At 69.3% G+C, this 21,321-nt stretch carries 23 protein-coding genes; 13 read left to right on the top strand and 10 right to left on the bottom strand.

Annotation, left to right across the window (positions count from 1 at the left end; all coding sequences use genetic code 11):
* Positions 1-329: 329 nt before the first annotated feature.
* Positions 330-2,888: an ATP-dependent Clp protease ATP-binding subunit gene (locus ON30_RS02235; RefSeq protein WP_040703752.1), complete on the top strand. Its 2,559-nt coding sequence runs from the start codon at positions 330-332 to the stop codon at positions 2,886-2,888.
* A 57-nt stretch (positions 2,889-2,945) separates the two neighbouring features.
* On the opposite strand, the gene ON30_RS02240 is transcribed toward ON30_RS02235, so the two are convergent.
* Together ON30_RS02240 and ON30_RS02245 are read right to left on the bottom strand one after the other, a co-directional pair.
* Positions 2,946-3,389: a DUF1877 family protein gene (locus ON30_RS02240; RefSeq protein WP_157183580.1), complete on the bottom strand. Its 444-nt coding sequence runs from the start codon at positions 3,387-3,389 to the stop codon at positions 2,946-2,948.
* Between the two features lie 74 nt (positions 3,390-3,463).
* Positions 3,464-4,429, bottom strand: coding sequence for a helix-turn-helix transcriptional regulator (locus ON30_RS02245; RefSeq protein WP_040703755.1), 966 nt, complete (start codon positions 4,427-4,429; stop codon positions 3,464-3,466).
* Between the two features lie 86 nt (positions 4,430-4,515).
* Here ON30_RS02245 and ON30_RS02250 point away from each other — a divergent pair, with 86 nt between their 5' ends.
* Together ON30_RS02250 and mraY are read left to right on the top strand one after the other, a co-directional pair.
* Positions 4,516-5,091 (top strand): DinB family protein, encoded by a 576-nt coding sequence (locus tag ON30_RS02250; RefSeq protein WP_040703757.1) that lies wholly within the window; start codon positions 4,516-4,518, stop codon positions 5,089-5,091.
* 141 nt (positions 5,092-5,232) lie between these two features.
* Complete coding sequence (gene mraY / locus ON30_RS02255; protein ID WP_040703758.1) at positions 5,233-6,306, top strand: phospho-N-acetylmuramoyl-pentapeptide-transferase; 1,074 nt, start codon at positions 5,233-5,235, stop codon at positions 6,304-6,306.
* Between the two features lie 4 nt (positions 6,307-6,310).
* Here the strand turns inward: mraY and ON30_RS02260 are convergent, their stop codons facing one another.
* Complete coding sequence (locus ON30_RS02260; protein WP_245553906.1) at positions 6,311-7,606, bottom strand: sensor histidine kinase; 1,296 nt, start codon at positions 7,604-7,606, stop codon at positions 6,311-6,313.
* 85 nt (positions 7,607-7,691) lie between these two features.
* Here ON30_RS02260 and ON30_RS02265 point away from each other — a divergent pair, with 85 nt between their 5' ends.
* On the top strand, positions 7,692-8,147 hold the full coding sequence (locus ON30_RS02265) for an SRPBCC family protein (RefSeq protein WP_040703759.1): 456 nt from the start codon (positions 7,692-7,694) through the stop codon (positions 8,145-8,147).
* A 55-nt stretch (positions 8,148-8,202) separates the two neighbouring features.
* Positions 8,203-8,643, top strand: coding sequence for an OsmC family peroxiredoxin (locus ON30_RS02270; RefSeq protein WP_040703760.1), 441 nt, complete (start codon positions 8,203-8,205; stop codon positions 8,641-8,643).
* A gap of 74 nt (positions 8,644-8,717) precedes the next feature.
* Here the strand turns inward: ON30_RS02270 and ON30_RS02275 are convergent, their stop codons facing one another.
* The 3 genes from ON30_RS02275 to mhuD form a co-directional block, all read right to left on the bottom strand.
* The gene (locus tag ON30_RS02275; RefSeq protein ID WP_040703761.1) at positions 8,718-9,494 is read right to left on the bottom strand and encodes a CbtA family protein; all 777 of its coding nucleotides are present in this window, start codon (positions 9,492-9,494) and stop codon (positions 8,718-8,720) included.
* Positions 9,485-9,685 carry a CbtB domain-containing protein gene (locus tag ON30_RS02280; protein ID WP_040703762.1) on the bottom strand — a complete coding sequence of 67 codons (201 nt, stop codon included), beginning with the start codon at positions 9,683-9,685 and terminating at the stop codon, positions 9,485-9,487. The genes ON30_RS02275 and ON30_RS02280 overlap by 10 nt, the downstream gene beginning before the upstream one ends.
* 268 nt (positions 9,686-9,953) lie before the next feature.
* On the bottom strand, positions 9,954-10,271 hold the full coding sequence (gene mhuD, locus ON30_RS02285; protein ID WP_040703763.1) for a mycobilin-forming heme oxygenase MhuD: 318 nt from the start codon (positions 10,269-10,271) through the stop codon (positions 9,954-9,956).
* Between the two features lie 54 nt (positions 10,272-10,325).
* Between mhuD and ON30_RS02290 the strand changes: the two genes are divergently transcribed.
* A complete protein-coding gene (locus ON30_RS02290) occupies positions 10,326-11,075 on the top strand; it encodes an alpha/beta fold hydrolase (RefSeq protein WP_040703765.1) in 750 nt (249 codons plus the stop codon).
* Between the two features lie 7 nt (positions 11,076-11,082).
* Here the strand turns inward: ON30_RS02290 and ON30_RS02295 are convergent, their stop codons facing one another.
* Positions 11,083-12,021 carry an HhH-GPD family protein gene (locus tag ON30_RS02295; RefSeq protein WP_051028857.1) on the bottom strand — a complete coding sequence of 313 codons (939 nt, stop codon included), beginning with the start codon at positions 12,019-12,021 and terminating at the stop codon, positions 11,083-11,085.
* Between the two features lie 99 nt (positions 12,022-12,120).
* On the opposite strand from ON30_RS02295, the gene ON30_RS02300 reads away from it, so the two are divergent.
* The gene (locus tag ON30_RS02300; protein WP_040703767.1) at positions 12,121-12,744 is read left to right on the top strand and encodes a carbonic anhydrase; all 624 of its coding nucleotides are present in this window, start codon (positions 12,121-12,123) and stop codon (positions 12,742-12,744) included.
* A 112-nt stretch (positions 12,745-12,856) separates the two neighbouring features.
* Positions 12,857-13,516, top strand: coding sequence for a hypothetical protein (locus ON30_RS02305; RefSeq protein WP_040703769.1), 660 nt, complete (start codon positions 12,857-12,859; stop codon positions 13,514-13,516).
* A gap of 7 nt (positions 13,517-13,523) precedes the next feature.
* Here ON30_RS02305 and disA read toward each other — a convergent pair whose 3' ends face one another.
* From disA to ON30_RS02320, 3 genes are all read right to left on the bottom strand, one after another.
* Positions 13,524-14,627, bottom strand: coding sequence for a DNA integrity scanning diadenylate cyclase DisA (gene disA / locus ON30_RS02310; protein WP_051028858.1), 1,104 nt, complete (start codon positions 14,625-14,627; stop codon positions 13,524-13,526).
* Positions 14,624-16,012 carry a DNA repair protein RadA gene (gene radA / locus ON30_RS02315; RefSeq protein ID WP_040703770.1) on the bottom strand — a complete coding sequence of 463 codons (1,389 nt, stop codon included), beginning with the start codon at positions 16,010-16,012 and terminating at the stop codon, positions 14,624-14,626. The genes disA and radA overlap by 4 nt, the downstream gene beginning before the upstream one ends.
* A gap of 106 nt (positions 16,013-16,118) precedes the next feature.
* Complete coding sequence (locus tag ON30_RS02320; RefSeq protein ID WP_040703771.1) at positions 16,119-16,778, bottom strand: copper chaperone PCu(A)C domain-containing protein; 660 nt, start codon at positions 16,776-16,778, stop codon at positions 16,119-16,121.
* Between the two features lie 389 nt (positions 16,779-17,167).
* Here ON30_RS02320 and carD point away from each other — a divergent pair, with 389 nt between their 5' ends.
* From carD to rlmB, 5 genes are all read left to right on the top strand, one after another.
* The gene (carD, locus tag ON30_RS02325; protein ID WP_011206964.1) at positions 17,168-17,656 is read left to right on the top strand and encodes an RNA polymerase-binding transcription factor CarD; all 489 of its coding nucleotides are present in this window, start codon (positions 17,168-17,170) and stop codon (positions 17,654-17,656) included.
* Between the two features lie 2 nt (positions 17,657-17,658).
* Entirely contained in the window at positions 17,659-18,387 is a 729-nt protein-coding gene (gene ispD / locus ON30_RS02330) for a 2-C-methyl-D-erythritol 4-phosphate cytidylyltransferase (RefSeq protein WP_040703772.1), read from the top strand.
* 2 nt (positions 18,388-18,389) lie between these two features.
* Positions 18,390-18,857 (top strand): 2-C-methyl-D-erythritol 2,4-cyclodiphosphate synthase, encoded by a 468-nt coding sequence (gene ispF, locus ON30_RS02335; protein ID WP_040703773.1) that lies wholly within the window; start codon positions 18,390-18,392, stop codon positions 18,855-18,857.
* Between the two features lie 65 nt (positions 18,858-18,922).
* Positions 18,923-20,326 carry a cysteine--tRNA ligase gene (cysS, locus tag ON30_RS02340; protein WP_040703774.1) on the top strand — a complete coding sequence of 468 codons (1,404 nt, stop codon included), beginning with the start codon at positions 18,923-18,925 and terminating at the stop codon, positions 20,324-20,326.
* On the top strand, positions 20,326-21,318 hold the full coding sequence (gene rlmB, locus ON30_RS02345; RefSeq protein WP_040703897.1) for a 23S rRNA (guanosine(2251)-2'-O)-methyltransferase RlmB: 993 nt from the start codon (positions 20,326-20,328) through the stop codon (positions 21,316-21,318). The genes cysS and rlmB overlap by 1 nt, the downstream gene beginning before the upstream one ends.
* Positions 21,319-21,321: the final 3 nt, after the last annotated feature.

Consider the following 21,321-nt stretch of genomic DNA (forward strand, 5'->3'; position numbering starts at 1 on the left):
AATCCCACACCCGCCCGCCAACGGGCCCCACGGTCGGTGTTCGTCCACGATGATGGAGGTACGCGGTCGATGACGGGTAGCGGTCGAGCTGTTCGCTGTAGGCAAAACCCGCTCGGAAACGAAACCCGCCACGGGCACGTTATGAGTGAATGACCGTGCTGTCGCCGCTCACCAATAGGGTGGACTGGAGGCGGCCCGAACCCCCGCCAACTAGAGTGGAGGCGGGGGCCGCAACCCCCGGGCTTCATGGCAGGCTGACGACCACAGCTTGGACACAGCACTGAAGCGTCGGACGCCAGTGAAGGCTTGAGCAGGAGAGTGAGGGAGCGATGTTCGAGAGGTTCACCGACCGCGCGAGGCGTGTCGTTGTCCTGGCCCAGGAAGAGGCCCGGATGCTCAACCACAACTACATCGGCACCGAGCACATCCTGCTTGGGTTGATCCACGAGGGTGAGGGCGTCGCGGCCAAGTCGCTGGAATCCCTCGGCATTTCGCTCGAGGGTGTGCGCAGCCAGGTCGAGGAGATCATCGGCCAGGGCCAGCAGGCCCCCTCCGGTCACATCCCCTTCACCCCGCGCGCCAAGAAAGTACTCGAGCTCAGCCTGCGCGAAGCGCTGCAGCTCGGCCACAACTACATCGGCACCGAGCACATCCTGCTCGGCCTGATCCGCGAGGGCGAGGGCGTCGCCGCCCAGGTCCTGGTGAAGCTGGGCGCCGATCTCAACCGGGTGCGCCAGCAGGTCATCCAGTTGCTGTCCGGATACCAGGGCAAGGAGCCGGTGGAATCCGGTTCCCGCGGCGAGGCGGGCACCCCGTCCACGTCGCTGGTGCTCGACCAGTTCGGCCGCAACCTCACCCAGGCCGCCCTGGAAGGCAAGCTCGACCCGGTCATCGGCCGCTCGAAGGAGATCGAGCGGGTCATGCAGGTGCTCAGCCGCCGCACCAAGAACAACCCGGTGCTCATCGGCGAGCCCGGCGTCGGCAAGACCGCCGTGGTCGAGGGCCTGGCGCAGGCCATCGTCAACGGCGAGGTCCCCGAGACGCTCAAGGACAAGCAGCTCTACACCCTCGACCTGGGTTCGCTGGTCGCGGGCAGCCGCTACCGCGGTGATTTCGAGGAGCGCCTGAAGAAGGTCCTCAAGGAGATCAACACCCGCGGCGACATCATCCTGTTCATCGACGAGTTGCACACGCTGGTCGGCGCGGGAGCCGCCGAGGGCGCGATCGACGCGGCCTCCATCCTCAAGCCCAAGCTCGCCCGCGGTGAACTCCAGACCATCGGCGCCACCACCCTCGACGAGTACCGCAAGTACATCGAGAAGGACGCCGCCCTCGAGCGCCGCTTCCAGCCGGTGCAGGTCGGCGAGCCCACCGTCGAGCACACCATCAACATCCTCAAGGGTCTGCGCGACCGCTACGAGGCGCACCACCGGGTCTCCATCACCGACGGCGCGCTGGTGGCCGCGGCCACCTTGGCCGACCGCTACATCAACGACCGGTTCCTCCCGGACAAGGCCATCGACCTCATCGACGAGGCGGGCGCGCGCATGCGCATCCGCCGGATGACCGCGCCGCCGGACCTGCGCGAATTCGACGACAAGATCGCCGACGCGCGCCGGGAGAAGGAATCGGCGATCGACGCGCAGGACTTCGAGAAGGCCGCGCGGCTGCGCGACAAGGAGAAGCAGCTCGTCGCCAAGCGGGCCGAGCGCGAGAAGCAGTGGCGCTCCGGTGATCTGGACGTCGTGGCCGAGGTCGACGACGAGCAGATCGCCGAGGTGCTGGCCAACTGGACCGGTATCCCCGTCTTCAAGCTCACCGAGGAGGAGACCACCCGTCTGCTCCGCATGGAGGACGAGCTGCACAAGCGGATCATCGGCCAGGAGGACGCGGTCAAGGCGGTCTCCAAGGCGATCCGCCGCACCCGCGCCGGCCTGAAGGATCCCAAGCGTCCCTCCGGCTCGTTCATCTTCGCCGGTCCGTCCGGCGTCGGTAAGACCGAGCTGTCCAAGGCGCTGGCGAACTTCCTGTTCGGCGACGACGACGCGCTCATCCAGATCGACATGGGCGAGTTCCACGACCGCTTCACCGCCTCGCGGCTCTTCGGCGCGCCTCCCGGGTACGTCGGCTACGAGGAGGGCGGCCAGCTCACCGAGAAGGTGCGGCGCAAGCCGTTCTCGGTCGTGCTGTTCGACGAGATCGAGAAGGCCCACCAGGAGATCTACAACACCCTGTTGCAGGTCCTCGAGGACGGCCGCCTGACCGACGGTCAGGGCCGCACCGTGGACTTCAAGAACACGGTGCTGATCTTCACCTCGAACCTCGGCACCTCCGACATCTCCAAGGCCGTGGGTCTGGGCTTCTCGCAGTCCAACAGCGAGGGCTCGAACTACGAGCGGATGAAGCTCAAGGTCAACGATGAGCTGAAGAAGCACTTCCGCCCCGAATTCCTCAACCGCATCGACGACGTCATCGTCTTCCACCAGCTCACCAACGAGCAGATCGTCCAGATGGTGGACTTGATGATCGGCCGCGTCGAGAAGCAGCTGAAGAACAAGGACATGGCGCTGGAGCTGTCCGAGAAGGGCAAGTCCCTGCTGGCCAAGCGCGGATTCGATCCGGTGTTGGGTGCGCGGCCGCTGCGTCGCACCATTCAGCGCGAGATCGAGGATCAGCTGTCGGAGAAGATCCTGTTCGGCGAGATCGGCCCCGGTCAGACGGTGTTCGTCGATGTCGAGAACTGGGACGGCGAGGGTTCGGGTGAGGACGCCAAGTTCACCTTCACCCCGAAGGCCAAGCTGACCAAGGCGCCCGCCGCCGAGGACAAGCCCGAGGTCGTGCTGACCGGTGCGGCCGAAGGGCCCACCGAGGCCGCTTCCGGCGAATAAGTTCTGACGGCGAATGGCCCATCCCGATGCGGGGTGGGCCATTCGCCGTTTCGGGGCTCAGCCCCAGTTCATCAGCGCCGCTTGTTCACGGGCGGCGGTGGTGAAGAAGAATTGCCGCAGGTCGCGGTACCTGTCGAGGATGTAGTCCCGCGCCCAGTCGGTGCCCCAGATATTCGGGTACACGTTCTCCCGCGCCATTCGCGCCTGGTCGAAATACGGCAGCAGATCCGCAAACGGCACCTCCCACAGTGTCGCGGAGGTCCGCGCGACCAATTCCGCGTCCCAGATCGCCTGATTCCCCTCGTCCCCGAGGAAGGCGGGCGTCTCCAGCAGGTCCACCCCCAAGTCCGCGACCGCCATCAGATACCGGATGCCACCCCACGCTTTGTCCAGATAGACGTGGCCGTACCCGGCCCGCTCCAACCCGATAAAACTGTCCACCCCCTTCGCATCCCGCACCAACCCGTCCGCCTCCCGCTCGGACACCGCGGTGAAACTCATGACCATCCCCACAACGCACTCCCGATCGACACCGACACAACGCCGCGACCGTAACAGCGCCCCCCGACAATCGCTCACGCGTCGGGTTCCTGCCCCGCGGTGGTGCAGCGGTGGGCGAGGGTGGTGAAGGCGGTGCGGAGGGCGGGGGGTTGTAGGACTCGGATGGGGGCGTCGAAGTTGGCGAGGGTGGCGGCCAGGCCCATCCAGGACCAGGAGCCGACGGTGGCGCGGCAGCGGGTGGGGGTGAGTTCCTCGACGACGGCGTCGCGGAGGTAGGTGGAGACCAGGGCGGCGGGGCGGTCGATGATCACCTCTCCGGTGCACGGCCAGGTGGGGGCGCCGCGGAACTTCGCGACGACGTAGGCGGTGACGTCGCCGCCGGGGAGTTCGCGCGGGTGGAAGCGGGGGCCGGTGGGGATGCGCGGGGTGATGCGGTCGACGCGGAAGGTGCGCCAGTCGGCGCGGTCGAGGTCCCAGGCCACCAGGTACCAGCGCCCGCCCCAGGTGACGAGGTGGTGGGGTTCGGTGCGGCGCGGCGGGTCGGGCGGGTCGGGGGCCTCGGCTTTGGCGTAGTCGAAGCGCAGGATCTCGTGGGCGTGGGCGGCGGCGCTGATCGCCAACAGCACGCCGCTGTCGACGCGCGGTCGGGCGGCCGGTTCCACCGGGGTCACCTGGAGCATGTCGATGCGGTGCCGCAGTCGCGACGGCATGACCTGGCGGATGGTGTTGAGGGCGCGGACGGCGGCTTCTTCGATGCCCGCCTGCGAGCCCGCCGCGAGTTGCAGGGCGACAGCGAGTGCGACGGCTTGTTCGTCGTCGAACAGCAGCGGGGGCAGTTCGGCGCCCGCGTCGAGTCGGTATCCGCCTTCGGGGCCTTTCACGGCGGCGATGGGGTAGCCGAGTTCCCGCAGACGGTCGACGTCGCGGCGCACGGTGCGCGCGCTGATGTCGAGGCGTTCGGCGAGCAGCGCGCCCGGCCAGTCGCGTCGGGTCTGCAACAGGGACAGCAGGGCGAGCAGGCGCGCGGAAGTTTTCGGCATGAATTCGATTCTGCCCGCAATAGCGGACACATACTGTCCGCTACCGCTGCGAGGGTGGTCCCATACCCACCGACGAGAGGAACCAGATGACCACCGCGACCGCCCCCGTCCTGGACACCGAGCGCGCCGAACTGCTCGCCGAACTGGCCACCACCCGCGAAGCGCTGCGCACCACCGTGTGCGGGCTGTCGGACGCGCAACTCGGCGAGCGTCCGACGGTGAGCGCGCTGTGCCTGGGCGGTCTGGTCAAACATGTCGCCGCCACCGAGAAGGCGTGGATGCAATTCGTGCTGCACGGGGCCTCGGCGATGAATTTCGATCTCCCGGAGGGTGTGACCTGGGAGGAGTTCATGAACGGCACCGCGCGCGAATACCCGCAGTGGGCGATCGACCGCCAGAACGATTTCCAGATGCAGCCCGGGGACACCCTCGCCGGAATCCTGGAGAACTACGCGGCGATCGCGGCCGAGACCGAGCGCGTCATTGCCGCCGTGCCCGATATGTCGGCGGCCCGGCAACTGCCGTACGCGCCGTGGAACGAGGAGGAGAACCCGATGCGCAGTGTGCGCCGGGTCCTGGTCCACGTCATCGCCGAAACCGCCCAGCACGCGGGCCACGCCGACATCCTCCGCGAAACCCTCGACGGGCAGACCACCACCTAGATCCGCGCGCGGAGGGCCGCGCCGGCCTGATCCGGCGCGGTGCACCACATCGGACCCGCGCACCCGCCGCACGAGGGGTGCGGCGGATGTTCGCTAACATCTGACGGTTCGGGTGGTGTGCGATGGGTCCCAGGGGGACGGATGAGACAGATCCTGTTCGCGGCGATGATCGCCTCGGCGGTGTCGATCACGTTGACGCCGATGCTGATCCGGCTGTTCACCCGCGAGAAGCTGGGGCAGGAGATCCGTTCGGACGGCCCGCAGAGCCATCAGACCAAGCGCGGAACGCCGACCATGGGCGGAATCGCGATCCTGGTCGGCATGTGGGCCGGTTACCTGGGTTCGCACCTGATCGGCCTGCGCTACGACGCGGACGGGATCTCGGTCTCGGCGCTGCTGGTGCTCGGTCTGACCACGGCGCTCGGGATCGTCGGCTTCCTGGACGATTTCATCAAGCTGCGCAGGCGGCGCAACCTGGGCCTGACCGCGGCGGGCAAGTACCTGGGCCAGTTGACGGCGGCCATCGTGTTCGGCGTGCTGGTGCTGCGGTTCCCGAACAGTCACGATCTGACGCCCGCGAGCAGGCACGTCTCGATCGTGCGGGATCTGCCGTGGCTGACGTTGACGCCGGTGGTGTTCCTGATCGCGGTCTGTTTCCTCGTCGTGGCCTGGTCGAACGCGGTGAACATCACCGACGGCCTCGACGGACTGGCGGCGGGGTCGATGGGCCTGGTGTTGGGCGCGTACGTGCTGATCACCTTCACCCAGTATCAGAATTCGTGTTCCACCAAGCCCGTTCCTGGCTGCTACACCGTGCGTGACCCGCTGGATCTGGCGTTGGTGTGCGCGTCGGCGGCCGCGGCCTGCGTCGGATTCCTGTGGTGGAACACCGCGCCCGCGCAGATCTTCATGGGGGACACCGGATCGCTGGCGTTGGGCGGCTTGCTGGCCGGTCTGTCGGTGACCACGCACACCGAACTGCTGATGGTGGTCGTCGGCGCGCTGTTCTGCGCGGAGATCCTGTCGGTGCTGTTGCAGATCGTGGTGTTCCGCAGCACCGGCAAACGCTTGTTCCGGATGGCGCCGCTGCACCACCATTTCGAGTTGAGCAGTTGGGCGGAGACGACGGTGTCGATCCGGTTCTGGCTGTTGGCGGCGATCTCGGCGGCCGCGGGTCTGATGCTGTTCTTCAACGAGTATCTGACCGTCAGCTGAGTTCTCAGCGCGACGGGTCGGTCCGCGCGCCCGAGTCGGCGCCGACCATGAGCCGGGTGGGCAGCCGGGCCGCGACCCGGAATCCGCCGCTGGGCCGCGGGCCCGCGGTGAGCTGACCGCCGAGGGCGTGGGCGCGGTCGCGCATGCCGATGATGCCGTTGCGCCCGCCGGAGCCGCCTTTGGACTTCTCGGTGGGGCGGGTGTTGTCGATGGTCAGGTCGACCGATTCGGCGCTGTAGCGCAGGGTGACGGTGGCGCGCGCGCCGGGCGCGTGGTCGACGACGTTGGCCAGCGAGTCGCGCACGATGCGGGCCGCGGCCTCGTCCAGGACCTCGGGTAGCTTCACCGGCGTTCCGATCACCCGCGTGTCCACTTCGACGCCTGCCGCGCGGGTGCGCTGGAGCAGCCCCTCGAGATCCTCGATGGTGGAACCGGCGCCGAGCGGGAGTCCGTTGCGGGCGTCGCCGTCCCGGTCGGCGGGCGGCTTCTCGTTCACGGTGGCCGTCGCGATGACCGGTTCCTCGGCCACGGCGGCGACGATGGCCCCGGTGCGCAGGGATTCCAGCAGCGCGTGCGATTCGCCGAGCGCGTCCTTGCTGGCGGTGCTGATGGTCGCCAGCGCGGTCGCGCCCTGCTGCGGTCGGCGGTCGAACAGTTCGGCGGCCACCGAGGACTGCACGTTGATGCGCGAAAGCGCTTGCGCGAGAAGGTCGTGCGATTCGCGAGTGATGGCGAGGCGCAGATCGCCGGCCTGGCGTTCGCGTCTGGTCTGCTCCTCGTCGCGCAGCGCCAGGTCACGTTCGGCACGTGCCTCGGTGAGCGCGCGCCGGGACCGGATGCCTTCGGCGACCGCGACCAGCACCGCCAGCCACCCCAGCAGACCCCACTGCTGCCAGGCGTCGGTGGGACGGTCCAGCAGCGCGGGCATCGGCCAGATCATCAACGCGTAGCTGAAGGGCACCAAAGGGTAAGTCCACCAGCGTGATCCGAGGACGGCGGCGGTGAGGAAGGCGATCACGGGGGACAGGAACACCGGCCCGTACCCGTAGTCCAACGCGAGGTGAATGCCCGCGGCGGCCAACGTCACCAGCAGGACCGCGAGTGGTTCGCGGCGGCGCAGCAGCAGCGCGACGGGACCGATCAGCAGCAGTGTGTAGCCGAGCCAGTCCAGCGGTTGCGCGCCGTCCTGGAGCTGGTTGGCCGCGCGTCCGCCCACGACCTGCGCCACCGCGACCGCGAAGGCGAGTCCGCAGTCCCAGTACAGGGCGGAGCCACGTTTGGTCATTCCTGACGCTCTCACGCCTCTGAGACTAGTCCGCCGCGCCGTGGCGTCCGACGGTTCGTGCGGCGCGGGTGCGGGTGTCGCCGCCGGGTATTGTCCATGCATGTCCGACCAGCCGATTCGCTTCCCGGATCTGTCCGCTCGTCCGCACGAGCTCTCCTGCGAGCGCGTGATGTCCGCCCCGCCCGGTCTGCTCTACGCGGCCTTGACGCAGGGTTTCGACATCTGGTTCGCCGCCCAGGGCTCGCTGTTGATGAAGCCGGCGGTCAACGAGCCGTTCTTCTTCGAGACCGAGCACGCGGGTCTGCGCTACCCGCACTACGGACGTTTCCTGCGGCTGGAACCGGAGCGCCTGGTGCAGATGACGTGGGTGACCGGCGCGGACGGCACCGAGGGCGCCGAGACGGTGGTGACAATGGAGTTGTTGAAGCAGCCGCGCGGCATTCGACTTCGGTTGCGGCACGAGGGTTTTCCGAACGCGCAGGCCCGCGACCGGCACGAGGCGGCCTGGCCGCTGGTGCTCGAGCAGCTCGATCGCCGTACGGGCGCCGTGGACTGAGCCGGGCCGGTAGGTTCGTCAGCGAACGGATCGAATCATCTGTGAAAGGACCGTAATGCCCACTCGCAGCGCGCGTACCGCTTGGACCGGTGGCCTCCAGGATGGGTCGGGACAGGTCGAATTGGCCAGTTCCGGCGTCGGCAAGTACGACGTGTCGTTCCCGAAGCGGTCGGCCGAGGACGCCGACGGCACCACCAGCCCCGAGGAACTGATCGCGGCGGCGCACTCCTCCTGCTACGCCATGGCGCTCTCGGCGCAGATCGGCAACGCGGGCGGCACGCCGGAGAGCCTGGACGTGAGCGCCGATGTCACCCTCGGACCGGACCCGGCGGGCGGTTTCCGCATCACCGGCATCGCGCTGACGGTGCGCGGTCGGGTCTCGGGTCTGGATGCCGAGCAGTTCGCGACCGCGGCGAACGCCGCGAAGGCGGGCTGCCCGGTGAGCAAGGCGCTGGCCGGGGTCGACTCGATCACCCTGGACGCCGCGCTGATCTGAGCGCCGCTCGAACGCGAAAGGCAGTGCCGGTCATCAGCTCCGGCACTGCCTTTTTCGTGTCGCGCTAGCGCGGCTCAGGCCGCCGCGGGCACGGGTTCACGAGCGGGCGCGCTCGCGCGGGCGCCGTATTCGGTGAGGAACGCGAAGGCCAGACCGAGCGCGGCCCACAGGGTCGCGGTCTGGGCCAGCGAGGCCACCCGGAACTGCCACAGCAGACTCGCGGGGAAATCGGCCTTCACCTCGTCGACGCCGGGCAGCAGGACGTAGCCGAGCGTGACGACGACGACGAACGCGGCCACCCCGCCGAGAATCCGCAGGGTGTCGAGCCTGCCCGCGAGTGCCTTGTACGCGAAGACGGCCGCGCCGACGGCGACCAGTCCGAGCAGTACGGCGGCCACCCACAACAGGGTGCGGTCGTTGATGGTCTCCGGGTCGCCCACCGCGGGCGGGTTCGCCGGATATTTGAAGAACGGCACCGCGACGATCGCCAGCCATCCGCCGAGGGCGAGGGTGATCGCCAGGGCGGGGCCGGACAGGGTGCTCGCACGCCGCGCGTAGTGGGCGACGGCGGCGAAGAGCGCGCCGAAGGCCATACCCGCCAAGCCGAGGGCGAGGAATTGTCCCGCCTTCTGACCGTCCCGGCTGACCAGCGGTTCCTCTTCGTCACCGTGGGTGTGACCGGCCGACGCGGCCGGGTCCTCGTGCGCGGCGGCGGCCTCTTCGAGCGCGATGGCCGCGTCGATCTTCGGTTCGCCGACGAAATAGCCCACGGTGGCGGCCAGCAGACCGGCGATCAAGCCGGCCAGCAGGCCACGCAGTAACAGTGTTCTCAGTGATCCGGTCAGTGGCACGGAACACCCAGCAGGTGCCGACCGTCGTGCATCAACTCGTGCAGGAACATCCCGCTGCGCGAGATGGCCCCCTGGTCGAAGCCGACCAGGTAGAGCGCGAGCAGTGCCAGCAGTACGACGCCTACCGTGACGAGTACGGTCGCCAGCGAATCGCTCGCCGCGGCCTGACTCGGGGAATGTGCGATGGCCATCCGAGTTCCTCCCTTGGGATGCGCGTCCCGTCGGTCCGAGCGACGGTGCCGGTGTCTGGCTTTCCGGCACCGGCATCCGATGCGTGGAACACAGTGGCGCGACCGCTCCGGGATCTCACCGGATTACCGCGTCACCATCGCGTTTGTCTCTCGAACTGTGACACCGCGAGGTACCCGGCGTCAATACGAACCGACGCCGCCGACCCCGTTGTCGGGCGCGTCCCCGGCGAGTCCGATATCCGCGACCCGCCGGGTTCGCCCGGATTTCTCAGGAGGTTTTGGCCGCCACGTCGAGCACGACCTCGAATTCGAGCAGCGACGCGCCCGTCGACACCGGCTTCTGCTGCTCGCCGCCGCCCGCGTGCGCGGCACGGGCGGGCCCGTCGCGCCACGCCGCGAAGGCTTCCTCCGAATCCCACTGCGTGACCACGAAATACCGGTTGTCCCCGGCCACCGGCCGCAACAACTGGAAGCCGAGGAATCCCGGGGAGCCCTCGACGGCGTGCGCGCGGTGCGCGAACCGCTTCTCCAATTCGGGGCCCGCGCCTTCGGGGACCTCGATCGCGTTGATCTTCACGACTGCCATACCCCGACAATACGGTGCGTCGGCGCTCGCGCGTCGCCCCGGCAGAATCGAGTCATGCTGCATGACGAAGGTGGGGTCGGGACGCCGATCCTGTTGTTGCACGGCTTGATGGGCAGCGCCGGGACCTGGCGCGAGCACCTGGGGTGGTTGCGGCCGTTCGGGCACTTGTTCACCTTCGACGCCGCCGGGCACGGCCGCGCCGCCCCCGCCGCATTGACCACCGAGGCGTTCATCGACGACCTGGCCGCCGCGACCGCCTCGATCACCGAACCGATGGTGGTGATCGGGCATTCGATGGGCGGCCTGCACGGCTGGGTCTTCGCCGCGCGCTTCCCCGAGCGGGTCCGCGCGCTGGTCGTGGAGGACATCGCCCCGGATTTCCGCGGCCGCACCGCCGCGGACTGGGCCGCGCTGATCCGCACCTGGCCGCAACCGTTCCCCGACGAGCGGGCGGTGCTCGACTTCTTCGGCCCGGTCGCGGGCCGCTATTTCCTGAACGCGTTCACCCGCGGACCGGACGGCTACCGGTTGCACGGTTCGGTGGACACCTTCCGCGACATCTCCGAGGAGTGGGGCGGACGGCATTTCTGGGACGAATGGCGTGCGGTCCGGGTGCCCACGGTGCTGCTCGAGGGCGAGCACACCATCACACCGCCCGGCCAGATGCGCCGCATGGCCGAGGAGGGGGCCGACACCGAATACCTGCTGGTGCCCGGTGCGGGTCACCTGGTGCACGACGAACGACCGGAGATCTACCGCGCCGCGGTGGAAAGGTTCCTCGAGCGTGTCCTCCGCGCGCGGTGAGATCCGCTCAGTCCTTCGGGTCCGAGCCGCCCTCGCCGGCGAGGGCGAACAGTCCGTCGGCGGTCTGCTCGATCAACCCGTCGACCAGCAGTGAGTCCAGGGCGCGGGCACGTTGGCCGGGGTCTCTGGTCCAGGCCAGATCCAGCCGTACCCGCTCGACCGGCCCGCCCGCGCCGCGCAGGACGTCGAGCAACCGCCCGCGCGCCTGCCGGTCGGTGCCCTCGTACTTCTGGACGCGGCGCGCCACGTCGGCGACCGGACGGCCCGCGCTGATCCACGCGCACTTCGGCAGCGGACAGCGCGCGCAGTCGGGATTGCGCGCGGTGCACACCGTCGCGCCGAGTTCCATCAGCGCCGCGGAGAAGACGGCCGCGCGTTCGACGGAGCGGGGCAGCAGCGCCTCGGTCTCGGGCAGGTCGCGCGAGGACGGGTTGCCCGCCTCGGCCCGGCCGTGCACCGCTCGCGCGACCACCCGGCGAACATTGGTGTCCACCACCGGAACCCGCTGTCCGTAGGCGAAGCAGGCGACCGCCCGCGCGGTGTACGCGCCGATGCCCGGCAGGCCGAGCAGCACCTCCACGTCGTCGGGCACCTCGTCGCCGTAGTCGGTGGCCAGCACCCGCGCGCATTCGCGCAGGCGAAGGGCACGACGCGGATAACCGAGTTTCCCCCAGGCGCGCAGCACCTCGGCGGGTGTCACCGCGGCCATCGCGGACGGGACCGGCCAGCGGGCGACCCACTCGCGCCAGATCGGCTCGACCCGCACCACCGGGGTCTGCTGGAGCATGATCTCGCTCATCAGGATCTGCCACGCCGTGACGCCCGGACGTCGCCAGGGCAGATCGCGCGCGGTCTCGCCGTACCAGGACAGCAACACTTCGGCATCGATGGCGTCGGGGGCGATCTCGACCGTCCGCCGCGCGGCCTTCCTTGTGATCTGCGTCATCGTCCTCACCGCCGCGATTCGCGCGTGGCCAGTGGGTATTTGCCGGTTCGTAACGAGGCGTACTCGCTGGTACCGGAATGCTTGTGCACAATGAGAGGTATGCCTGGATCCAATCCGATCAGTGCCTGGAAATCCCTTCGCGAGGGCAACGAGCGCTTTGTCAACGGCACGCTGCTGCATCCTAGTCAGGGCGCGGCCGACCGAGCCAAGTTGGTCAGCGGACAGCACCCGCACGCGATCCTGTTCGGCTGCGGTGATTCCCGCGTCGCCGCCGAACTGATCTTCGACCAAGGGCTCGGCGACATGTTCGTGGTGCGCACCGCGGGCCACGTCGTGGACAGCTCGGTGCTCGGCTCCATCGAATACGGCGTCCACGTGCTCAACGTCCCGCTGATCGTGGTCCTCGGCCACGACAGTTGCGGCGCGGTCAAGGCCACCATCGACGCCCTCGACGGCGGCGAGGTGCCGGGCGGGTTCATCCGCAGCCTGGTCGAGAGGGTCACCCCGTCGATCCTGGTCGGCAGGCGCGAGGGGCTGTCCACGGTCGACGAGATCGAGGCGCGCCACGTCGTGGAGACCAGTCAGTTGCTCATGGACCGGTCGATGATCATCGCCGACAAGGTGGCCAGTGGACAGCTGGCTATCGCGTGCGTCACCTACAAGCTGGTGGACGGACGAGCGCAGCTGCATCGTGTCGTCGGTGACATCGGCGAGACGGCCTGAACCGAATACCCACAGCGTACGGGCGGTAAACCTCTCGGCACGAGTGCTGTTCACCGCCCGACACGCCGAGGTCCTGAGTCACGTTACCGGCCCGTGCCTTTACCGTTGAGACGTGCTGGAACCGACTGGACCGCTGCCTCCGGAGATCTACTGGCGTCGTCGTGTTTTCGCCATCGGCGCTCTGGTGGTGGCTCTCGCGGTGGTGATCTGGCTGGTGGTCATGATCGCGCGCGGCGGCAACTCCCCCGGGGAGGCCGACGCGTCCTCGACCACCAGCAGTTCGGTCGCGGCGGGCGCCTCGAACACCTCGGCCAAACCCAGCGAACCGCCCAAGGTCTCCGGGAGCGCCGTGGCGACCGCCGCCGCGGCCCCCGCGGCCGGACAGTGTCCGGACCAGTCGCTCGCGGTCAAGGTCACCGTCGAACAGCCCACCTACCGACCCGGTGAACAACCGGTCTTCGGGATCGTCATCACCAACATCTCCTCGGTGGCCTGTTCGCGCGACGTGGGATCGGGCCTGCAACAGATCTCGGTGCTGTCGCTGGACGGTCAGCGCCGCCTGTGGTCGAGCACCGACTGCTACCCCGACGGCCAGCCCGACGTGCGCACCCTCAACCGCGGCGAACAGGCGGCCTTCCAGGTCACCTGGTCGGGTTCCACCTCCCAGCCCAACTGCGCGGGGGAGCGGGTGCCCGTCCCCGCGGGCGCGTATTCGGTTGTCGCCCAGCTGGGTTCGGTGCGCAGCGCGGCCGAGCCGTTCAACATCGCCTGAGCACGGCTCAGGCGTACGGGGTGTCCGGACCGGCTTCGGCCAAGCGCGACAGCCCTTCCCGGATCCGCGCGGCCATCGCCGCGTCGACGCCCGCCGCCGCGCGCAGATCCGCCGTCGTGGCCGCCAGCAGCCCTTGCAGCGACCCGAACGAGCTCACCAGCGCTTCGACGCTGTCGAAACGCAGGCGGGGAATCCTGGTCAACAGGCGATAGCCGCGCGGGCGTACCGACCGCTCCAGCGCGGCCACCGTGCCCGGATAGCCCAGCGGGGCGGCCAGACCCGTCAGATCGAGCAGATCGGCGTCCGAGAGCGCGTCCAAGCGCTCCAACGCCCGATCCACCGCCTGCGCCGCGGGCGCGGCCCGCAGATAGTCGCGCACCAACAGTTCGCGCAGCCACGCGCCGTCACCGACCAGATCCTCGAGCCGCAGCGCGAGTTGACGTCCGTCGGTGCCGAGTTCCACGACGTCGCGGTCGATCTCCCCGGCGATCCTGCGCACCATCTCCAGACGCTGCATCGCGGTCAGCGCGTCGCGCAGGGTGACGAAATCCTCGATCTCGGCGGCGGTCAACTGCACGCACGCCTCGTCCAGCCGGGACCGGTAGCGCTCGAGGGTGTGCATCGCCTGGTTCGCGCGGGCCAGGATGGTGGCCGACGGCTGCACCACGTGCCGCGCGCCGCCCGCGTAGACCGTCACCAGACTCATCGACGCGCTCACCGAGATCACCGGAACGCCGGTCTGGAGTGCCGTGCGTTCGGCGGCCTTGTGGCGGGTGCCCGACTCCACGGTGGGCAGCGACGGATCGGGCACCAGGTGGACGTTGGCGCGCACGATCGTGCCGCCGTCGCGCGTCAGCACCAACGCGCCGTCCATCTTGGCCAGTTCGCGCAACCGGGTGGGCGCGAACTCGACGTTCAACTCGAAGCCGCCGTCGCACAGGGCGCGCACCCGTTCGTCGTCACCGAGGACGATCAGCGCGCCCGTACGCCCGCGCAGGATGCGCTCCAGGCCGTCGCGCAGCGCGGTGCCCGGCGCGAGCGCCACCACCGTCTCCCGCAGGATCGCCGCCGCCGTGACGGCCGCTTCCCGGCGCGCCGCCGCGCGGGTCACGACCCCGTGTCCCGTCTGGCGCGCAACCCGCTCAACCGCAGCGCCGAGCGCAGATCGCTCACCTCGTGGATCTTCATACCCCCACCTTTCGGACGTTCCGAGCCGGGCGGCACGATCGCGTCGGTGAAGCCGAGCCGTTCGGCCTCGGCCAACCTGCGCGTCAGACCGGTCACCTTGCGCACCTCGCCGGCCAACCCGACCTCGCCGAGCACGACCCAGCCCGCGGGTAGCGCGGTGTCGGATTCGGCGCTGGCGATGGCCAAGGCGATGGCCAGGTCGGCGGATGGTTCGACCAACCGCATGCCCCCCACCGTGGCAGCGTAGACGTCGTGTTTGCCGAGGAACACCCGGCCGCGGCTCTGCAACACCGCGAGCACCATCGCGACCCGGTTGTAGTCCAGGCCGCTGACCGCGCGGCGCGGAGCCGGGATCTCGGTCTTGACCGTGAGCCCTTGGACCTCGCCGACCAGGGGACGCTTCCCGTCCATCGCTACCGTCACCGCCGTGCCGGGCACCGCGTCGCTGCGATGGTGCAGGAAGAGCCCGGACGGATCGTCCACCCCGACGATTCCGTCCTCGTGCAACTCGAAGCAGCCGACCTCGTCGGCGCTGCCGAACCGGTTCTTGATTCCGCGCACCATGCGCAGCGTCGAATTCTTGTCGCCCTCGAATTGCAGCACCACGTCCACCAGGTGTTCGAGTGTGCGCGGCCCCGCGACGTTGCCGTCCTTGGTGACGTGACCGACCAGCAGCACCGCGATCCCGCTGGCCTTGGCCAGCGAGGTCAGCGCCGCCGTCACCGCGCGGACCTGGGTGACGCCGCCGATCACGCCGTCGACGTCGGGGGCGAGCATGGTCTGCACCGAGTCGACCACCAGCAGGGACGGCCGCACCTGTTCGACGTGGCCGAGCAGGATCGACAGGTCGGACTCGGCCGCCAGGTAGACCCGCTCGTGCACCGCGCCGGTGCGGTCGGCGCGCAGGCGGACCTGGCCCGCCGACTCCTCCGCCGTCACGTACAGCGACTTGCCGTCGCGCTGGGCGGCCCACCGGTAGGCGACCTCGAGCAGCAACGTCGACTTGCCCACCCCGGGTTCCCCGGACAGCAGCACCACCGACCCCGGCACCACGCCGGTGCCCAATACCCGGTCCAATTCCGACACGCCGGTGGGCCTGGCGACGGTGATCGTCGAATCGATCGTGGAGATCGGCGCGGCGGCGGTGCTGGGCAGCATGGCGCGCCGGGCGGGCGAACCCGCGGACGTCGCCGCGACCGCGACCTCGTCCACCGTGCCCCAGGACCCGCAGCCGGGGCATTTGCCCACCCACTTGGCCACGTCGTGGGAGCAGGACGAGCACCGGAAGATCGGCTTGGTCTTTGCCACAGGCGCACCTTACGCAGCGGGTCCGACACGACGAAGGCTGCCGCACCAGTGCGGTGCGGCAGCCTTGCGCGGTTCGTGCGGGGCGGTGCGGGACCGCCCCGGTGACTCAGTGTCCGCTGCCCTCGGGGGCCGGGCCGGACTTGTCGGACTCGTGCCGGTCGGTGGCGATGCCCGCGTCCACCGGGACCTCGACCTTGACGGTGCCGTTGCGCTCGAAATCGAACTGCACGACGTAGGTCAGGCCCGGGGTGATGTCGCGGGTGAGGTTGGTGATCTCGATCTTGATCGGCTTCAGTTCCGGATCGGTCGCCGCGGGCGCCGGGGCCGCACCGGTCGGCGCGCCGTGCGAATCACCGTGGCTGTCGGCCTTGACCTCGACGGCGGGGGAGGCCGCGACGACGGTCTGCTGCGGGCCGATGACGATCTTGGACGTGCCCTCGGCGGGGGTCAGCTTGACCTGGCCCAGATCGCTGCTGACGCCGACCAGCGTGTCGGGATCGGCTTCGCCGGTGTTGATGATCGACAGCGCGACCAGCGCGTTGCCGCCCTTGACGTTGGTGTAGCCCTGGCCGGGGTACACGATGTGGACGTTGCGCAGCGCGATCCGGTCGGAGTCGGCGCTGCTGCCGTTGACGGCGGCGACCTGGTCGGCGGTCTGCGAGATCTGGCCTGCGCTGCATCCGGAGACGGCGAGCGCCGCGCCCGCGGCCAGTGCGGCGACCATGGCCAGACGACGTCGCGTCCGCGCCCCCGACGAGGCTGTCACAGGATTCAGGGCAGTCACGGGTTGTCCTCCATGTCGACCGGCGTACTCCGCTACGGAGAGTAGTAACTAGGCAGCGTAGTAGTCACTACTCGTCGCGACATCGCCGGGTGGGCGCAGCCGTGCGTGTCGCCGACCTCCGTCGTCGTTGACAACCATTGCATAACGGTTTTCGGGGGGCTTTACCGATTGCCGGTCGAGTGCTGGGATTCCGATCTTGCTCGGACCCCTGATCATGCGGGTCGAAAGGGTGTTCCGGGACAACGTAATGCACACATGGCTGGTTCTGTCAACCCCGGTGGTTGTCTCGTTGTGGCCCTGACCTGCACCGTTGATCGCGCCGTTATCGAGTCGCATGTTAAACTGTGAACATCGAAAGGGGCACGGGACACATGATTTTTAAGGTCGGAGACACCGTCGTTTACCCCCACCACGGAGCGGCGCTGATCGAAGCAATCGAGACTCGCACCATCAAGGGTGAGCAAAAAGAGTATCTGGTCCTGAAGGTCGCCCAGGGTGACCTCACTGTTCGGGTTCCCGCGGAGAACGCCGAATACGTCGGCGTTCGTGACGTCGTCGGCCAGGAGGGTCTCGATCGAGTCTTCCAGGTGCTGCGCGCGCCGCACACCGAGGAGCCGACCAACTGGTCGCGTCGCTACAAGGCCAATCTGGAGAAGCTGGCCTCCGGCGATGTGAACAAGGTGGCCGAGGTCGTCCGTGACCTGTGGCGTCGGGAGCAGGATCGCGGTCTGTCCGCGGGCGAGAAGCGGATGCTCGCCAAGGCTCGTCAGATCCTCGTCGGTGAACTCGCGCTCGCGGAGGGCACCGACGACGGCAAGGCCGAGACGCTCCTCGACGAGGTCCTCGCCGCGGCTTCCTGACCGTGGACAACCATCTCGACAACGGCCTCGCGGTCGTTGCCCTGGTACCTGCCGCCGGTCGCGGCGTTCGGCTGGGCGCTCACGCTCCCAAGGCGTTCGTCGAGGTCGGCGGCACGGCCATGGTTCGGCTCGCCGTGGACGGCTTGATCGCCTCGGGAGCCGTCGACCGGATCATCGTCATGGTCCCCGCCGATCTGGTCGAGACAGCTCTGGCCCTGCTGCCCGGTTCCTCCGTCACCCCCGCGGACACCGTGCAGATCGTCGTCGGCGGCGCGGAGCGCACCGATTCGGTGCGCGCCGGTATCGCCGCCGCGCCCGAGGCCACCCATTTCCTCGTGCACGACGCCGCGCGGGCGCTCACGCCGCCCCGGCTCGTCGCCGAGGTCGCCGCCGAACTGCGCGCCGGGCACCCCGCCGTGGTGCCGGCGCTCCCGGTGGTCGACACCATCAAGTCGGTGGACGCGCACGGCGTCGTCACCGGCACCCCCGCCCGCTCGGGACTGCGGGCCATCCAGACGCCGCAGGGATTCGCCGCGGATCTGCTGCGCACCGCCTACGCCACCGACGTCCCCGCCACCGACGACGCGGGCCTGGTCGAACTGCTCGGCGCGCCGGTGCGCACCGTCCCCGGCGACCCGCTGGCCTTCAAGATCACCACCGCGTTGGACCTCACCCTGGCCGAGACCATGCTCGCCAGGCTCGCGCCCGCACCGATCGGGCCGCTGTCGTGACCATGCGCGTGGGGATCGGCAGCGACGTCCATCCGATCGAGCCCGGTCGCCGATGTTGGATGGCGGGGCTGCTGTTCGAGGATGCCGACGGTTGTGCCGGGCATTCCGACGGCGACGTCGCCGCACACGCCCTGTGCGACGCCCTGCTCTCGGCCGCCGGACTCGGCGACGTGGGCGCGGTCTTCGGAACCGGCCGTCCGGAATGGACGAACGTCTCCGGGGCGCGGATGCTCGAGGAGGTCCGCACGCTGCTCGACGGCGAAGGCTTCGAGATCGTCAATGCCGCTGTACAGGTGATCGGGAACCGGCCCAAGATCGGTCCGCGCCGCGCGGAGGCCCAGAAAGTGCTGGGTGAACTGCTCGGCGCACCGGTTTCGGTGTCGGGCACCACCACCGACGGGCTCGGCCTCACCGGACGCGGTGAAGGCGTGGCCGCCATCGCCACGGCATTGTTGCAACAACGCACATAGCGCCCGCTTCGGCAGACCTGAGCCGGGGCGGGAACCCCCAGCTACACCGACTAGGATCGACTGCCGTGACTCTGCGCCTCTTTGACACCGACACGCGGACCGTGCGCGAATTCGCGCCACTGGTCCCCGGCCGTGCGTCGGTGTACCTGTGTGGCGCCACCGTGCAGGGGGAGCCGCACATCGGTCACGTCCGCAGCGGCGTCGCCTTCGACATCCTGCGGCGCTGGTTGCAGGCCCACGATTTCGACGTGTGGTTCATCCGCAATGTCACCGACATCGAGGACAAGATCCTGACCAAGGCCGCCGAGGCGGATCGGCCCTGGTGGGAGTGGGCGGCCACCTACGAGCGCGCCTTCGACCGCGCCTACCGGCAGCTCGGCGTGCTGCCGCCGTCGGTGGAACCGCGCGCCACGGGGCACATCACCCAGATGATCGACATGATGCGGCGGCTCATCGAGCGCGGGCACGCCTACGCCTCGGAGGGCAACGTCTACTTCGACGTGGTCAGCTATCCCGACTACGGCTCGCTGTCGGGGCATCGCCTCGATGACGTCCACCAGGGCGAGAGCGCCGGATCGGGTAAGCGCGACCCGCGCGATTTCACGCTGTGGAAGGCCGCCAAGCCCGGCGAACCCACCTGGCCCTCGCCCTGGGGGCCGGGTCGCCCCGGCTGGCATCTGGAGTGCTCGGCGATGGCCGAGTTCTATCTCGGACCCGAATTCGATATCCACTGCGGTGGAATGGATCTGGTATTTCCGCACCACGAGAACGAAATCGCCCAATCCAAGGCGGCGGGCGATGGATTCGCGCGCTATTGGTTGCACAACGGATGGGTGACCCTCGGCGGCGAGAAGATGTCGAAATCGTTGGGCAATGTGCTCTCGGTTCCGAATGTGTTGAAAAAAGTGCGCGCGGTGGAACTCCGGTTCTATCTCGGCAGTGCGCACTATCGCTCGATGCTGGAATATTCCGACAAGGCGTTGCACGACGCGGCGGCCTCGTATCAGCGGATCGAGGCATTCGTGCACCGGGTTGCCGACCGCGTCGGGGAGATTCCGGTCGGTAAATGGACCGACGCGTTCGCCGAGGCGCTCGACGACGATCTCGCGGTGCCGCGCGCGCTGGCCGAGGTGCACCGGGTCGTGCACGAGGGCAACAAGGCGCTGGAGTCCGGGTCGGTCGACGCGGCACGGGAACTGGCCGGTCAGGTCCGGGGGATGCTGCACATCTTCGGGGTGTGCCCGCTGGATCCGCAGTGGTACCGCCCGCAGGACAACTCGACGGCCCTGGACGCGCTCGACGTCCTGGTGCGCGCCGAACTCGACCGCCGTCAGCAGGCGCGCGCGGCGAAGGACTGGGCCAGCGCCGACGCGGCCCGCGACCGGTTGCAGGCCGCCGGTATCGAGGTCACCGACACCGCCGCGGGTCCGGAGTGGACGCTGGCGGCCCCCCGTGGAAAGGCGAACTGATGGCAGGGAATTCGCAGCGTCGGGGGGCGATTCGCAAGGGCGCGTCGAAGAAGGGCGCGGTCGTCGGGTCCGGCGGCAAGCGCAGGCGCGGGCTCGAGGGCCGCGGGGCCACGCCGCCCGCGGAGGCGCGCACGAAGCACCCCGCCGCCAAGCGCGCGGCGGCCAAGGCCAAGGCCGCCGCCAATCCCGCGCGTCCCGCGAGCGCGCGGGGCGGGACGGGTCGGCCGCCCGCCGGTCGCCGCACCGAGGACGGTCCCGAGTTGGTGCTCGGCCGCAACCCGGTGCTGGAGTGTCTGCGCGCGGAGGTGCCCGCGACGGCCCTCTACGTCGCGGTCGGCACCGAGAACGACGACAGGCTCAGCGAGAGCGTGAAACTGGCCGCCGACACCGGCATCTCGATTTTGGAGGTGCCGCGCACGGATCTGGATCGGTTGAGCGCCAACGGTTTGCACCAGGGCGTGGCCTTGCAGGTGCCGCCCTACCGATACGCCCATCCGGACGATCTGCTCGATCGGGTGCGCGCGAGCGGTGAACCCGGTCTGCTGGTCGCCCTGGACAATATCTCCGATCCCCGCAACCTGGGCGCGGTGATCCGCTCGGTGGCCGCGTTCGGCGGGCACGGCGTGGTGATCCCGTCGCGGCGCAGCGCGAGCGTCACCGCGGTGGCCTGGCGCACCAGCGCGGGCGCGGCGGCCCGGCTTCCGGTCGCCCGCGCCACCAACCTGACTCGCACGCTGAAGGATTGGGCCAAGCAGGGCTATCGGATCGTGGGCCTGGACGCGGGCGGCGACACGGCGCTCGACGATTTCGACGGTTCCGATCCCACGGTCGTGGTGGTCGGTTCGGAGGGCAAGGGCCTGTCGCGGTTGGTGCGCGAGAGCTGCGACGAGATCCTGAGCATTCCGATGGCGGGCCCGGTGGAATCGCTGAACGCCTCGGTGGCCGCGGGCGTCGTGCTGGCCGAGGTGGCCCGCCGCCGCAGGCTGGGGTGAGCG

Origin of the sequence: Nocardia takedensis NBRC 100417, from assembly GCF_000308695.1 — a bacterium.
Classification (GTDB): domain Bacteria; phylum Actinomycetota; class Actinomycetes; order Mycobacteriales; family Mycobacteriaceae; genus Nocardia; species Nocardia takedensis.